The organism is Paraburkholderia sp. CNPSo 3272, from assembly GCF_024206495.1.
Classification (GTDB): Bacteria; Pseudomonadota; Gammaproteobacteria; order Burkholderiales; family Burkholderiaceae; genus Paraburkholderia.
Genome location: NZ_JAMBPQ010000014.1, coordinates 140867 through 156333, shown reverse-complemented (window position 1 = coordinate 156333; position 15467 = coordinate 140867). Strand labels below are relative to the sequence as shown.

The 15467-nt window shown below is 63.0% G+C and carries 12 protein-coding genes and 1 pseudogene; 6 read left to right on the top strand and 7 right to left on the bottom strand.

Features of this window, described 5'->3' with window-relative positions:
* The 3 genes from M3I53_RS19145 (at position 1) to M3I53_RS19135 (ending at position 4259) form a co-directional block, all read left to right on the top strand.
* Positions 1 to 1605, top strand: a complete 1605-nt coding sequence (locus M3I53_RS19145) for an AMP-binding protein (protein WP_254317451.1) — start codon at positions 1 to 3, stop codon at positions 1603 to 1605.
* Between the two features lie 118 nt (positions 1606 to 1723).
* Positions 1724 to 2479, top strand: a complete 756-nt coding sequence (locus M3I53_RS19140; RefSeq protein WP_254317450.1) for an OmpW family protein — start codon at positions 1724 to 1726, stop codon at positions 2477 to 2479.
* A gap of 853 nt (positions 2480 to 3332) precedes the next feature.
* The gene (locus tag M3I53_RS19135) at positions 3333 to 4259 is read left to right on the top strand and encodes a LysR family transcriptional regulator (protein ID WP_254317476.1); all 927 of its coding nucleotides are present in this window, start codon (positions 3333 to 3335) and stop codon (positions 4257 to 4259) included.
* Between the two features lie 64 nt (positions 4260 to 4323).
* Here M3I53_RS19135 and M3I53_RS19130 read toward each other — a convergent pair whose 3' ends face one another.
* Positions 4324 to 5286 (bottom strand): sterol desaturase family protein, encoded by a 963-nt coding sequence (locus tag M3I53_RS19130; RefSeq protein ID WP_254317449.1) that lies wholly within the window; start codon positions 5284 to 5286, stop codon positions 4324 to 4326.
* A gap of 8 nt (positions 5287 to 5294) precedes the next feature.
* Positions 5295 to 6311: a beta-propeller fold lactonase family protein gene (locus tag M3I53_RS19125; protein WP_254317448.1), complete on the bottom strand. Its 1017-nt coding sequence runs from the start codon at positions 6309 to 6311 to the stop codon at positions 5295 to 5297.
* Between the two features lie 514 nt (positions 6312 to 6825).
* Between M3I53_RS19125 and M3I53_RS19120 the strand changes: the two genes are divergently transcribed.
* Positions 6826 to 7002 (top strand): rubredoxin, encoded by a 177-nt coding sequence (locus M3I53_RS19120; protein WP_309249530.1) that lies wholly within the window; start codon positions 6826 to 6828, stop codon positions 7000 to 7002.
* A gap of 140 nt (positions 7003 to 7142) precedes the next feature.
* Here the strand turns inward: M3I53_RS19120 and M3I53_RS19115 are convergent.
* The 4 genes and pseudogenes from M3I53_RS19115 to budA all read right to left on the bottom strand — a co-directional run.
* Positions 7143 to 7322: pseudogene (locus M3I53_RS19115) on the bottom strand (IS6 family transposase); the annotation flags it as partial.
* A 343-nt stretch (positions 7323 to 7665) separates the two neighbouring features.
* A complete protein-coding gene (locus M3I53_RS19110; protein WP_254317446.1) occupies positions 7666 to 8283 on the bottom strand; it encodes an NAD(P)-dependent oxidoreductase in 618 nt (205 codons plus the stop codon).
* A gap of 90 nt (positions 8284 to 8373) precedes the next feature.
* Complete coding sequence (gene alsS / locus M3I53_RS19105) at positions 8374 to 10059, bottom strand: acetolactate synthase AlsS (protein WP_254317445.1); 1686 nt, start codon at positions 10057 to 10059, stop codon at positions 8374 to 8376.
* A gap of 71 nt (positions 10060 to 10130) precedes the next feature.
* Complete coding sequence (budA, locus tag M3I53_RS19100; protein ID WP_254317444.1) at positions 10131 to 10913, bottom strand: acetolactate decarboxylase; 783 nt, start codon at positions 10911 to 10913, stop codon at positions 10131 to 10133.
* A 96-nt stretch (positions 10914 to 11009) separates the two neighbouring features.
* Between budA and M3I53_RS19095 the strand changes: the two genes are divergently transcribed.
* Entirely contained in the window at positions 11010 to 11930 is a 921-nt protein-coding gene (locus tag M3I53_RS19095) for a LysR family transcriptional regulator (protein WP_254317443.1), read from the top strand.
* Positions 11931 to 11965: 35 nt separating this feature from the next.
* Here M3I53_RS19095 and M3I53_RS19090 read toward each other — a convergent pair whose 3' ends face one another.
* The gene (locus M3I53_RS19090; RefSeq protein ID WP_254317442.1) at positions 11966 to 12928 is read right to left on the bottom strand and encodes a LysR family transcriptional regulator; all 963 of its coding nucleotides are present in this window, start codon (positions 12926 to 12928) and stop codon (positions 11966 to 11968) included.
* Positions 12929 to 13345: 417 nt separating this feature from the next.
* Here M3I53_RS19090 and M3I53_RS19085 point away from each other — a divergent pair, with 417 nt between their 5' ends.
* Positions 13346 to 15445, top strand: a complete 2100-nt coding sequence (locus tag M3I53_RS19085) for an FUSC family protein (protein WP_254317441.1) — start codon at positions 13346 to 13348, stop codon at positions 15443 to 15445.
* Positions 15446 to 15467: the final 22 nt, after the last annotated feature.

The following is a 15467-nucleotide window of genomic DNA, read 5'->3' as shown; positions in this document are numbered from 1 at the left end:
ATGAGCACGAGACCTGAAAACACGTTGGCGGCGTTGATCGCCAACCGCGTCGAGACCATGCCGGACCTCGACGTGCTCACTGTCGAAGGCGCTGGCGTGCGGCCCGACGAAGTGCGCACCTACCGACAGCTTTGGCAAAACGGCCAGCGGCTCGCACAGGTCTTGATCGATCAGGGAATGCGTCCCGGCGATCATTTCGCGTTATTGATGGCCAATCACGCGGAATTCGTCGATGCGATGGTTGCCGCCTCGATTTCGGACACCGTGTTCGTGCCGATCGATCCGCGCGCGAAAGGCGACAAGCTCGCGTACATGCTCGAACAGGCGCAATGCCGTGGCGTGATCGCCGCGGACTATACGCTCGAGAATCTCATGGCCGTCCGCGGCTCACTTGCGCGGCTGTCCTGGGTGATCGCACTGGAAACGGATGAGGGTGGCAAGCCACTTGCGGATTTCCATGGAGTGGCGTCCCTGAATGCGTTGCTGCCGGCGCATGTTCCTGATTTTCCCGTCATGGCTCGCGACCCGGCAGGTGCGATGCAACTGATCTTCACATCCGGCACGACGGGCGACCCGAAGGGCATCGTGATGACGCATCAACGCTATTGCGCGACGTCCGCGGCGGTTTCGGCGCTGTTCGGTTACGCAGACGGGGACCGACCGTACTCCGGACTGTCGCTTACACATGCCAACGCCCAGATCGTGACGCTCGGCGCATCGCTCACGGCGGGCATGCGCGCCGTGCTGTCGCGCCGCTTCACGAAGTCGCGCCTGTGGAACATCACCCGTCAATATCGCTGCACCACGTTCACTCTGCTTGGCGGCATGACGACGGCAATCTACAGCGAACCCGCGAAACCTGATGACGCCGACAACCCCGTGCGCTTCGTGATCTCCGCCGGGATGCCGGCCGCGATCTGGGAGGCGTTCGAGAAACGCTTCGGCGTGGGGATCGTCGAGTTCTACGGTGCGGCCGAAGGCGGCATCACCGTGAAGCCGCTCGGCGTGGGTCCCATTGGAAGCATCGGCAAGCCGGCTCCCAGCCTCCAGCATCGGATCATCGACGACGACGGCAACGACTGCGCGAAGGGCGTGCCGGGCGAACTGCTGTTCAGGCCGGCGGACGGCTTGCCGTTCAACGTCGAATATTTCGGCAATCCGGAGGCTTCGGCGCAGAAGTGCGAGGGCGGCTGGCTGCACATGGGCGACGTCGTGCGTGAGGACGAGAACGGCTGGCTCTTTTTCGAATACCGCAAGGGCGGGGGGATTCGCCACAACGGTGAGTTCATCAACCCGGCGCCAATCGAAAAGGTGATTGCCGAATCGGGGGCCGTCGAGGACGTCTACGTCTATGGCGTGAGGGGCGCGTCCGGTGCGCCAGGCGAGAAAGACGTCGTGGCAGCCATCGTGCCCAAGCGCGCCAGCGACTTCGACCCGCAGCAGGTGTTCCGCGCCTGTCGCGCAAAGCTGGAAGCGAGCTCGGTCATTTCGTGGGTGCAAGTGGTGCCGGAAATACCAAAGACCGCGTCGGAAAAGCCGCTGGAACGGTATCTCGTCGAAATGTTCGAGGGGCAGCCCGGCAACGTGTTCACTGAGCAGGCGTGACGCTTTTCGATTCACTGGCGTGCCGACACCGAATGCCTACGCGCTTCGAGCTGCGAATCCGGGAAACGCAGACGATTCCCTTTACTATGCACTACGAATAAGTGAACTGGAGGACGGGATGAAGAGGTTCGCATGTCTCGCCCTGATGGTCGGGGCGATATCCGGCAAAGCGATGGCCCAGAGCGCGGGAAGCATCGTGACAAGTCTAGGCGCGGCGTGGCTCGATTTCGGGCAATCGTCGTCAGCACCGTTGCAAAGCACTTCGGCCGCTGGCACCTTTACGTCGGCGGGCACGGGTGGCCAGATCCATAACACATTCACCGCCGAACTGTCGATGGCGTGGTTCACCACCGACAACATCGCGCTCGATCTGGCGAGCGGTGCGCCGCCCAAGCTCAAGCTTTACGCGCAGGGCGCGGCGGCCCCGTTCGGCTCGCACGGCCCGTCGCTCGAACTGGGCGATCTGCAGCCGCTGGCCACCACGCGGTCATGGCCGCCCATTCTCTTCGTGAAATACTACTTTGGAACGGCGCAGTCGAAGCTGCGCCCGTTTGCCGGCGTCGGTGTGAACTACACATGGTTCTCGCATACCGAACTCAACCCGACCTTTGGCGGCGCATTGCAGCAGGTCGCAGGTCCGGGCGGTCATGTCGATACGTCGCTGAGCCCGTCATGGAATCCCGCGTTCAACGCGGGCGTTTCGTACAACTTCAGCAAGAACTGGTACGCCGCGGCTTCCGTCACGTATCTGCCGCTGAAAACGAACGCGACGGTCACCTCCGTTGCGGCCAACGGGCAAGCCGTGTTGACCAACAGGACGCGCATTTCCGCGAACCCTTGGATTACCTTTGCTGGCGTCGGATATAGATTCTGAGGCGGTTCCCTGACCGTGTGTAGCCTTTGGCCGTTACCCTGGTTAACGCGCTACCTCGCAAAGCACAGTACGCCGGCCAGCGAAGCGATGCCTTGAGCTCGTGCGCGAGCCAATCGACAACCCGCTTGCTTCCCAGTTCCGTGTCTGCACAGGTCGAGGATGTTGCGGTCGTTTTTCGAGTACAGCGCGACCAGTTTGTGAGTATCGGCACTGCCGGTGCAATACGATGGTCGTGCACAATGGGGCCGTCAAAGGCGGGAAGTGCACGCTTGGAAGCGCAAGCAAGAAACCGCACGGGTAGGGAATGCGGCCTCGCTCGCACTTCGGGCCAGCGCCAGTTGCTGCCTGTCTCCGGCCAGGCGTACCTGGTAGCCCATCGCGCGGTATCCCCCGCTGGCGTTTCTCCCACAGACGGTTTAACGCCGGGTGACCTCCGTCGACATAGTCAATCACCCGTACGCCGGTTTTGCCAGAATGTTCGCGATGTAGCCGGCCAGCGTACTGCTGCAGCGTGCCTTTCCATGCCACGGGCATGGCGAGCACCAGCGTATCGAGCGCCGGATGACCGACGGTGGCTCCATGTTCAGAGAGCGGGTGGACGTTGCCTTTCGGGCGGTCGGCGCCGCGCTGTCTCAGACCTTGCACGGGGATGTCGATCGTTGTCGGGCCGGCGTCGCTGACCGGCCAGATCTGCCAACAGAGGAAATCAGCTTTGCAAATGCGGAATAGCTTCGGTGCGCGCGGCGCCGCACATTCGGGGCGCATGGCAGAGGCGGTAGGCCGCTACTGTTCGTTTCAGACGGTAGCGATTGCGCCTGTCACGGTACGCACCCGTTATCAGGACACCGATCTGATGGACTATTTCTCCGCGATGCGGGCGTTTCGCTACGCAGCCGAACTGGGCAGCCTGAGTCAGGCTGCCGCTAAGCTCGGCGTCAAGACCTCAACCGCTTCCCGCAGCGCTACGGACCTCGAACAAGATCTTGCGATCGTGCTCTTCAACCGGTCGACACGCGGCCTGGTTCTGACTGAAGGCGGCCGGGTTTTCTACGAGCAGATGCTGCAGGTGCTGCAGAGCCTCGAAGAAGCACGAGCGGTCACGGCGGCCTTGAATAGCTCGCCGCGCGGCCTCTTGCGTGTGACCATGCCTGCTGCGTTCGGCAGGCGCCATGTCATTCGCCATCTGCCCGAGTTCCTGGAGCGCTTCCCCAAAATCGACGTCGACGCCGTAATGACCGACGACGTCCTCAAGATCATCGACTCAGGCATCGATCTGGCGATCCGAATCGGCGCATTGCCCGACTCGCAACTTATGGCGCGCCGGCCGGCACCGCACCGGCGCGTCGTCTACGCCAGTCCGCGGTACGTGGCGCGGACCGGGACGCTGGCTTCTCCTGAGGATCTGTCGACACACGTGACGCTGCGCTTTCCACTCGCGGCGGACGACCGCTGGATTTTCGTCGGCCAGCACCTCTGGGGCAGACGCCAGTCACGTCACGGTGCGCCTCGGGGGCGAATTCGCGCGGACGACACGGGAGCGCTGCTCGACCTTGCAATAGCCGGTTGCGGTGTCGCCTTGCTGCCAACCTGGGCAATTGGCGACGCCATGCGCAACGGGCAACTGGTCAGGCCGCTGCCGGAGTGGGAGGTCCAACCCACATCCGCAATGCCCGCTATCTGGGCAGTCTATCCGCCGAAGAAGACGGTCTCGACGAAGGTGCGGGCCTTCATCGACTTTTATGCGGAGTTATTCAGCAAGGAAGGTTACTGGGATCTTTGAGCGCTGCCGGTACGCGTCAGCGGAGCTCACGGCGGTGCGCCGGGAACCCCATCTCATTTGCACGTCACGTGCGGCGTCGCGACCGGTTCGCGCGACGCCATTCTTGAACAAAAAACTGCAGTCCTCCCATCTGCTGAGCCAGGTAGCCGCCACTGGCCATCGATTCGGGCGCGCGTCTGTCCCCCGTGGGAGGGTATTCATCGGAGAAATCGGCAGTGCGGAACACGATGTCCCAAATCGGAAACACGGCGCCGTAATTGCATGAGTTCCGGCCGGCTGCACGCAGGCCGTGATGCAGGCGGTGGAAACGCGGCGAAACGATAATACGATCCCCGAACCGCCCGAACGAAAGTTTGATATTGGCGTGGCTGAGGCTCTCGATGAAGCGCATGAAGAGAAACAGCAACGGAAACTGCAGCGGCGGAATACCGATCGCGAGACCCACCACACCGAACCAGACACCGGCGATGACGTCGTCGAACATATGGTTTCGGTCGTCCGACCAGAAGCTCATTTGCCGTTGTGCGTGGTGCAACGCATGCAGTGCGTACCAACTGCGGTACGTGTGCGACAGGCGGTGACGCCAATAATCGGCACAGTCGAGTATGAGCGCATAGGCAACGAAGGTGATGACGGGGTGGCCGAGGAGCGGCGGGATGAGCATTTCGAGGGTCGGCGGAATATAGCCATGCGCGACCACGAAGCCGTTCACCCACACCTGAACCTGATAGAAGAGCAGAAAGCTGAAGACGGGCAGCACGCCCACGCGGTTAACGACGGTATAGAGCGCATCGACGAAGACGGTTTTCCTGCTTTCCCATCGCTCGATGGGAAAGAATGCTTCGAGCGGCCAGCACACCGCATACGTGACGACGACGGCAAAGAAGCCGTAGACGCCGATGAGTGCCCAGTCGAACGACAACTCTTCCCATTCCATCCAGCCGAAATGGTAGAGCACCGGCAGAATGGCATAGGTATCGATCACGCCGGCTAGCATGCTGAACCATCTGTCGAGAAATACGAGCATCGTGCATCCTAGAGAAGTTCGGCCGAAACGTAGCCGGGATGGTTCAATTGCGGGGTGAGGAAGATACCGTGCGGCGAGCGGCCCACGTCGATCGTGTCGTAATGGCCACTGACGGGATCAAGAACGGCAACCTGTTCGCGGAATCGCAGCGTGACCCAGACCTTGCCGTCTGGCGCAACGCTGAGGTCGTCGGGGCCGCCCGCGTGCAGCGGGTAGGTGCGTCGAAGCTCGAGCGTGGTCGCGTCGAGCGCAGCCAGCGAGCCGCCAACGCGGTTGGTGACATACAGCGTCTGGCGATCCGGTGTCAGGAAGAGGTTGTGCGGGCCGATGCCTGTTTTTATACGTCGCAGCACGTTGCCCGTGACAGGGTCGACCTCGGCCACGTGGTCTGCACCCATGACGCAAACGAGCACTTTGCCGTTGTGCCAGAGTACGCCCGCAGGCGTCGAGCCGAGTTTCGCCTTCCAGCGTATGGTCATGTTCGTCAAGTCGAAGGAGACCAGCGTGCTGGACTCCTGCATCGAGTTGAAGCTCCAGCGGGAATCCGGTGAGAAGTCGAGATGGCTTGGCATTTCCCCTGGCGAGAAGCGCTTGACCAGTGTGAGGTCGTCGGCACGGTAGACGTCGACGTAGTTGATGCGCAGCGCGTTGATGACCAGATAACGGTGGTCGGGTGTAAAGCCCAGTTGATAGGGGTCAGCAATGACTTTATGTCCGAGCGATGTGCCGTTGCGCGGATCGACGATGAATAGCGCGTTGCCACTCGCGTCCGCGATATATAGCCTGTTTCTGTCCGGAGAAAGGGCCCAGTGGCTTGGTTCACGCATCGTCGGCAGGGTGCGGATGACTTCGCGCGAGGTCATGTCAATCACGGATACGCTGGCCTCACCCGAATTCATCACAATCGCGAGAGATGCTGGGGCGGCGCTCGCCCTCGCGGACCGGAGGGCGAGGAGCGGCGAAAGGCCAAAACTCAAGGGAAGTGCCAAACCATGGCCCAGCAAGGTACGTCGTGAAAGCTTCATGAATACTCTTAAAAAAACATCGGAATGCTGATATTCAACTGCATTTATAACAACAAAAGCAGAGCCAATCGACCAATTGCGTTGCCCCAGTCGCGCAATTCTCCTTTACCCGGCAGGGCATTCCATTGGCAGTCGACATATTGGCAACATGGTGAGCGCTGGGGCGCATATCCCGCAGTACAACCTCCGCTGCCCACAAACCGACAACGACTCCGATACTATGCCCAGCTGAAGCTCTTAAAGCCGTTTCATGATCAATCTCTTCACGACGACGCCGGATGGGGCCGATACCCGCCACTCGTCATTCGTAGAGGCCGGCCTCGCTAGCGCCCTTGCCGGTGTTGCCGGTGCGCTTAATGTCATGGGTTTCATGGATGCGATTTGGTCGAAGCGTACCGCCGGGTCGCCAGTGGCGCTATCGCCTTTGTGCAAAGCTGATTTTTGCTGGCGCTGTTCTGGCCGGTCAGCAATGTATCTATAGTGATGTTGACGCTGCGGTCATCTGTCACACACCGTGCGCGGCGCGCAGGGCCACGCGGCTGTGGGTCTGCGCGGCTGGATCTACAGCGAAGCCGAGGGCGTGCCAGAAGACGGCATTGCGGCGGGAAACGCTTGGGAAGACGTGCCGGAAGACTGGGTTTGTCCGTTGCGCCGTGTCGGCAAGCGCGATTTTGAAATGGTGCGCCTGTAGTTCGCGTAGGCGAACGCAACCCGGGAAGGGAAAGGGCGGCGCAATACGGCCGCCTGAGGGAACTCGAGAATCGTGAACACTGTTATCTGGAACGATTCCAGAACGGGCAGCAGCTTCATCGCCCACCTGTGCACGGTTCAATGATCAACATCGATGCCACGCTCAGCCATCACCTCTTCGAGATTTCGCAGGCTCAGCCCGTAGGCCACGTACCAGCGCACGCACCTCAGAATAACATCGAGCGGATGGTGCAGTCGCTTCAGAGCCTTCGCTATTGCTGGAGCAAGGGCCGTTCGCCGCGTTGGTGATGCCTTCTTCATTCGTGGGACCAGTGCCGTTTCACAAGACACGCATTCTGGCGCTCCCGCGTTACTGCGACACAACCACAACAAGTCGTGTTTCGCGAGGGAACCGGCATGGCGATCGATAAAGCCCAGCTTGGTGTGTCCTGCAGGCTGTTGCAAAGCCACCCCGATTTCGATGTCACCCACTACCTCCTGGGGGTCGGGGAGTCGACTCATCGCGGTAATGAGCGAATTCAGGATTTCATGTGTCCGGGTTGTCGCGCTCGGTGGTGCCAGTCTCGCGATACCGAACGAAGCGACCAGTTCCACTGGACGCTTCGTTCAAGTGAGCGAGCCCAATGCGACACCCCTTAGGTCATCAAACGATGGCGTGCCCGGTCTCCACTCCGGCCACCTCAGGAGCGTGATCGATGACGAGCTGGATGCGGTTTGCTTCTTCGGCGTGCTCGCTGATGACGACGACGTGCCGGCCGAGGCACTCGAGGAGCGGCATGCAGCGCTCCAGCGTTTCGCTGTCGGCGGCGGCGAGCACGAGAAGATCGCGCGAAGACGCGAGCCGCAGATTGCCAAGCACCGGCGCCGACACATATTGCTGACCGAGCGCGTGATGCAGATCGGCGAGTTCACGCGCCGTTTCCCCACCGACCGTGCTCATCGACACGTGGACCGCGTAGGTTGGCAGCACGTTCGAGAGCTGGAGGGCGACGTCGAGGACCGCGCCGTCGCCAGGCAGCATCGTGATGACGAATTCGCAGTCGGCGAGGTCTTGCCAGTCGTTCGTCGCGACTGCGTCGCCTCGCGCGGCTCGCTCGGCCTTGCGCAGGTCACGGTCGAGCAAGACCGTCGCGAATCCCGCGCTGGCAAGATTCCCGGCAATGGCCGCCCCCATGCTTCCGAGCCAGACCACGCCTACACGCGTTTTACCCGCCGTTGCCACCGCGGCAGGGGCGGGCGATGCGGCATATGTTGTACTCATGCTTCTCATTGCGCTCACAGCGCTGCTTCAACTTGAATAATCAGCAACGGCCGGCGCGCTCTCGCAGGCCGGCCGTTGTCACGTTAGCGCTCAGATCAGGTAGTCCGTACGCAGCGGCTCCATGAGCTTCGGGTTGTCTGAGTAGTCCACGGGAATCGCGACCACGGCGGGACCTTCCACCTGCATGGCAGCGCGCAGCGTCGCGCGAAGCGAATCGGCGGATTCGACCGCGAAGCCCTTGGCACCGAACGATTCGGCATAGGCCTTGAAGTCGATCGGACCGAACTCCACGCCGGAGCGGCGCTTGTACTTTTTCACTTCCTGGATCTCGACCATGTTGTACATGTTGTCGACCCAGATGACGTGGACGATGTTGCTCTTCAGGCGCACCGCCGTTTCGAGCTCCATGCTCGACTGCATGAAGCTGCCGTCGCCCGACACGGAAATCACCTTCTGGCCGGGGCGCACGAGTGACGCGGCAATGGCCCACGGCAGGGCGACACCCATCGTCTGCTGGCCGTTCGAGATGAGAAGCTGGCGCGCACGGAAGCTATAGAGGTAACGCGCGATCCAGATATGAAAGCTGCCCATGTCGACGCACATCGTCGTGTCCGGGCCCACCACGTCCTGCAACTCCTTGACGATGCGAAGCGGGTGCACGGGGCTGCCGCCGAGCGTGGCTGCCTTTTGTGCAAGCGCGAGACGCGCGCCGGCCAGCGTCGTCAGCACGCTCTCGAACTGCGGCGAGGTCGTGCGCGACGGGACTTCCGCGGCGAGTTGCGTCATCGTTTTCGCGATGTCGCCGATAAGCTCTACCGCAGGCCGGTAATAGCGGTCGGTGTCGGCGGGTTGCACGTCCACATGGATGAGCGGGCGGCTCGCGTCCTTGTTCCAGAGTGGCGGATCGTACTCGACGGGGCTGTACCCGACAGTCACGATCACGTCGGCCTGTTCGAGCAGCACGTCGCCCGGCTGGTTGTTCCAGAGGCCGACGCGTCCCGCGAAGCGGCTAAAATTTTCAGCGTCGATGGTGCCTGCGGACTGATACGTGCCCACTACCGGGATGTTGGTACGGGTCACGAACTCGCGGATCGCGTCGGCGTTCTCGGGGCGGCTCGCCAGCAGACCGACCAGCAGCACGGGATTGCGTGCGTTGCGGATCAGCCCGGCGGCCTCGCTGAGCGCCTCGGCGGCCGCGGCGCCAAGCGCCGGCGGCACGTATTCGGTCAGCACGTCGCCTTGCGTCGGCGCATTGACGATGTCCATCGGAAGGCTGACGAACGAAGCGCCCGGGCGGGACCCCTCTGCGGCGCGGAACGCGTTGCTCATCACCTCGGAGATCGTCGAGCCGGTGACCACTTCCGCGGCGTAGCGCGTGATGGGCTTGAACATCGCCACCGTGTCCATGGTCTGATGAACCTGCTTCAGGCGGTCGTCGAGCTTCACGCCGCCGCCGATCGCGACCATGGCGTCGCCTTCGGAGGTGGCCGTGGCGAGGCCCGTGGCCAGGTTCGAGCAGCCGGGGCCCGAGGTGACGAGCGCGACGCCCGCCTGTCCCGTCAGGCGGCCGACGGCCGCTGCCATGAACGCAGCGTTCGCTTCGTGGCGGACTACGACGGTCTCAATCGTCGAGTCGACGAGCGAGTCGAACACGCGGTCGATCTTCGCGCCGGGAATGCCGAAGACGTGCTGGACGCCTCGGGCTTCGAGGTTGGCGACGACGAGGTCGGCGCCGCAAGTCCATGTCTGGTTTGCTTGATTAGTTTTCCTGAGCATAATGCTATCCATATCAGATGTTGAATCGGGTCGCGCCACCGGTGCCGATGCGCGATTCTCGTGTTCGGCGTTTAGCCTTCCGCTGCTTCGATGGCGCTTGCCATGTCCTCGGAGTGCAGCGTGGCGCGCTCGAAGTGGTCCGTCCTGGGCAAATCGATGCGCAATCTCGAGATGCGCGCCACCTCGACCTTGCCTTCGATCAGGCGGTAGTCCAGCACGTGGCCGCCGCCTTTGCGGTCGTCGGTGATGAAATGAACGTGAAAGCCGGCAACGTTGATGCCCTGGACGTATTCGGGGCAGCGGAAGCCGACGAGCGTGCCGGAGGTTTCCTCGAACGCAAAGATGGGCTGACGCTCGATCGCCTGGAGCATCGGACGGTACGGCAGGGTCTGGCGCGGCACCGTGCGCGTCTCGACACGCGAAAACTGACCGTCGATGCGGAACGCGCAAAAGACGTTGGGCGAGCCGATCAGCTCATCGATGACGGCCTGAACCTCGTGCTTCGTGCGCGGCTCGTTCAGCGAGCCGAACATCGTCGGACGGAAGTGGGTTACGACGGCGAACGGGGTTTTCTGATCGGGGCTGACCGCGCGGGCGCTGCCGTCTTCGCGCAACTGGTGCACCTCGCTGTCGAATGCGACGAGTTCGCCGTCGAGTTCGTTGAAAGTGCCGAGGCCGAAGTCGCCATGCTTGAGCAGTTCTTCGATCGTCATGTCGCCGTCATACACGCCGTCGATGAGGGCGCTCATCAGCGAGGTCTGGTACAACTCGCTTTCCGTTTGGCCGTCGCGCACAAAACGTGTGAATGATCGTGCGATGTCGCTGACACACGAGCATGGATTCGGGTTGATCATGCGGTTTCCTGAAAGAGTGTTGCGATGGAGAAAGTATGTTTCCCAGGCGCTGTGGCGTCTAATATTGCGAACAGTCGTTTTTGATATGAGTTCGATATGGAGTTTCGCCATCTGAAGTACTTCGTCGCCGTTGCGGAAGAGCGGCACTTCACGCGTGCAGCAGAGCGTCTCGGCATGGCGCAGCCGCCGATCAGCCAACAGATTCACAAGCTGGAACGGGAAATGGGTGCGCCGCTCTTTCGGCGCCTCACGCGGGGCGTCGAACTCACGGACGCGGGATGCGTGCTTTACGAAGACGCCGTGCGTATCCTCGAACTCGTGGAGCAGGCGAAGTGCCGCACACTGAGTGCGGCGCGAGGGCAGAGCGGGTGCATACGGGTTGGCCTGGCCAGCTCGATCGTATTTCATCCGGTCATCCCGGATGTCATGGCGTCCTTCCGGCAAACGCACCCACAGGTGTCGATTTCGCCGTCGGAGAGCAATATTTCGGCGCTGATGGAAGACCTCGCCGAGAAGCGCATCGACGTCGCCATCATTCGCCAGACCGTGCAGACAACGGAACTCGTGAAGCTCGAGCCCCTACTCGACGAGAACATGCTGATCGTTCTGCCTGCGCGGCACGCGCTGGCGCACGAGGACAGCGTGCCGCTCGATGCGCTTGCGCAGGAGCGTCTGATCATGTTCCCGCGCGCCATCGCGCCGTTGCTGTACGACGACGTGATCGCCGCCTGTCAGCACTGCGGTTTCAGTCCGCAGCTGGGCGAGCAATCCACGCAGGTGGCGTCGGCCGTGAGCATGGTTGCGGCGGGATTCGGCGTGACCATCGTGCCGAATTCGATTCGCGATCTCCATCACCAAGGCGTGACGTACCATGAGATCAAGGGTACGCAGCCCACGGCCCGCGTACTGCTCGCTTACCGTTACGACGACCACTCGAAGGTGGTGCGCGATTTCGTGGATGCGGCGAAGTGCGCGGGCGTGCGGCACCGGGGCGGCGCTTCGTTGCTGCTTGCGTGAGGGGGAAGGGACTGGGGCTGTATCGATGGTTCCGTTCAGGCCGCGATGCCTGTTGCTTCGGTGTCCGATGCGAGTTCGATCAATGCCGAATCGTCTTTCTCGAGACGAGGGGGGAGCCAGTGGCAAATGAAATTGATCCACGATCGTGTGCGCGCATCGACAAACCGGCGCGACGGATAAAGCAGGCAGACTTCGCGCGTATCGATGGTGTACTGGGGCAGCACGCGCACGAGCGTGCCGTCGCGCAACTCGTCGAGTGCGGCGTAGGCGGGCAGCGGCGCGATACCCATACTCTCGCGCACAGCCGTTGCAAGCGATTCGGCAATATTAATGCTGACCACGCTGTCGACCGCGAGCGTAACGGGCACCCGGTCGGGACCTTCAAGTCGCCACGGTTGCGAGGACGAAGTGGTGGTACGAAGCGTCAGGCAGTCGTGCAACCTCAGATCGTCCGGCGATTGCGGGACGCCGTGCGCGGCGAGGTAGTCAGGTGAGGCGCAAAGTATGCTGTGCGACCAGCCCAGGCGGTGCGACGCGAGGTTGGCGTCCGGTGGCGGCGAAAAAGCGACGACCGATGTATCGCAGGTGCCGTCGAAGAGATTTGCCAGCGTCTGCGAGAGGCTCAGTTCCACTTGCACATTGGGATAGCGTGCCCGGTAGGCCTGGAGCGCAGGCATGATGTGCCTATGTCCGAGGCTCGCGAAGCTGTGCACGCGCAGGAGTCCGCTCGGGTGGTCGGCGGCGCGTAAGGTGTCGTCTTCGGCCCGCACCACGTCGGCCAGGATCCTTCGGCAATGTTCGGCGTAGGCCAGTCCTTCGGGCGTCGGGGAGATGCGGCGCGTGGATCGGTGCAGCAGGCGCGTGCGCAGATGCTCCTCTAGTTCGCTGACTGCCCGCGACGCGGTACCGAGACTCACGTCGAGCGACGCCGCGGCGGAGGTGAAACTGCCCGTATCGAGCACACGGACCAGGATCTGCATGTTGTGGAAGGTGTTCATGCGACGGTGTGCAATCGTGAGTTTGTCAGTGTGCGGATTCTCCAGGGCTGCAGTTTCGAGGCCGTTTCAGCGCCGCATGCGGCGCGTTTCAAATGAAACGAAGTTCGGCCGCGCGCGCCGACCGAGGCATTGCTCCTCCGTTGTTTCAACTGTAACGAAAGCTCCTGGCCCCCGAAATCGCGCTGCAACGGTGGCGGCCGATTCTCTGTTGCCAGTGCACGCCGCGCGAGAGACGGGGCGTGCGTTCGGCTCCATCCCCCTGTGCCGACGCGAACCGGGCGCATCGAGAGTCGATTCGCGCGGCTTGCCCGGCGCCAGGCGACGCCCCTGAATACAATCGTGACTTTCCGACCGGTCTCCGAATCGCCAGCGCCCCGCGCCCCAAACCAGTTCTTTTCGACGCGTCTGCGCCGCGCCATGGCCGATTTCGCCGCCCGCGACGGCCTGATCTGGCTGCATCTCTTCAAGACCACGTGTGCGGCGCTCATCGCGTTGGGCGTGGCGATGGCGCTCGAACTGCCGGCACCGCGCGTGGCGATGGTGACTGTGTTCGTGCTCATGCAGCCTGTGACCGGCATGGTGCTCGCCAAGAGTTTCTACCGCGTGCTCGGCACAGCGGCGGGCGCGGCGGCCGCCGTGGTCTTCGGTGCGCTGTTTCCTCAGCAGCCCGAACTGTATCTGACGGTGCTGACGCTGTGGACCGCCACGTGCACGGCGCTCGCCGTGCGCTTCCGGCATTTTCGCTGGTACGCGTTCGTTCTCGCCGGATATACGGCGGTGCTCGTCGGCATACCAGTGGTCACGCATCCCTATGCATTGTTCATCGCGTCGCTCACGCGCGCGGCGGAAGTGACCATCGGCATTCTCAGTTCGGCTGCGATTAGCGCGCTTGTCTTCCCGGTTCGTGCGAGCACCGCGCTGATGCACGGCCAGCGCCAGCGCCGCAGTGCGATTCTCGAACTGTGCGCGGACGTGCTTGCGGGCCGTTGCGACGATACCGTGTTCCAGCAGCGCTTCGCGCGGCTCGCGGGCAGCATCGCGGGGTTCGAAGCCGCGCGGACGTTCGCCTCATACGAAGACCCGAACCTGCGCTTGCGCAGCCAGCGGCTCGCCACGGTCGACAGCGAATATGCAGCGATCTGTTCACGGCTGCACATGCTGCAGCAGCAGATCGAACGACTCGAGAGCACGGGCGCGGCTGCGCTGATAGAGGGGGTGCGGCCGTCGCTGCTGCAGGCGGCGGATCTGATCGACCGGTTGCGTGATGGTTTTTCCGACGACGCACCCGATCCGCAGTCCGTAACGGCGTTGGCGCGTCTTGCCGCCTCGCTCGCCCCCGTTGCGCAGGAAGTGGCGGCGGCAGCTGGTCGTGGGCCGAGCTCTTCGGCCGTGGAGGCGCGGACCGCGCGCGAAGCGCTGCGCCGGCTTCTGCGCAATCTGCTCGACTACCTCGATGCGGGCGCCACGGGCGCGGGCCCGGGGCCCTCGCCGCGCGCTGCCGCCACGTCTGTGCGGACCAGCTCCTACGTGGTCGCGCTCACTTTCGTGCGCAACGCGCTGACCGTGGGCGCCGCTGGTGCGTTCTGGCTGTTCACGGCATGGCCGAGCGGCGGATTCGCTGTGATCGCGGCTGCGATCGTCGCGGGTCTGACTTCGGCCGCTCCGCGCCCCGCAAAGCTTGCATTGCAGATTACGTTGGGCGCCGCGGCGGCCGTGGCGCTTGGCTACCTCTATGTCTGTTTTGTCTACCCCGCCATCGATGGTTTTCCACTGCTCTGCGTGGCGCTCCTGCCGATCGTCGCAGGCAGCGCATTCCTCGCGAGCCGGCCGGCCACGTCGGGTTACGGCATCGGGCTGGGCGTGTTCTTCCTGGTCTTCGCCGGCCCGGACAACCTGATGGGCTACGCGCCGGACGCACTGCTCAACAACGGGCTCGCCGCTGTCGCCGCGCTCTTCGTCGGCGTGATCGTGGTGATGATCGTGTTTCCGTTTCAGGCGCCGTGGGTCGTGAGCCGCATCCAGCGCGATCTGCGCCGCGAAGTGGCGTTCGCATGGAAAACCCGGCTGGAGGGGGCAGATGCGCGTTTTCGTTCGCGCACTCACGATCTCTCGTCTCAGTTGCGCTTGCTCCTGACACCGGGCACGCGGCGCTACGACGAAGCCCGGCACTGGCTTCTAGCCACGCTCGAAGTGGGGCAGGCGTTGCTGGATCTGCGCAGGGACCTCGTAACGCTGGTCCCCCTGCGCCCATCGGAGCGGCCCCGCTGGTTGCTTTGGGTCGAACAGGCCGGCCGGCGGGCCGCGGACGTCTTCGAACGCCCCGATGCACGACGCACCGCGCTGGCCGTGCGCGCAGCGGGCCGCGCACTGGACGAGGTGGCAGGCGAGTTGGAAACGGCCGCGCAAGGGCCGCGTCAGGCCGCGCTACAGCAGCTTTCGGCCGACCTCTACCTGATGCGCAGTGCGCTGCTCGACCCGGACGCGCCGTTTCACCGTCAGGACGGCAACCGGTGCTGACGCCATTGCGCCACATGCGACA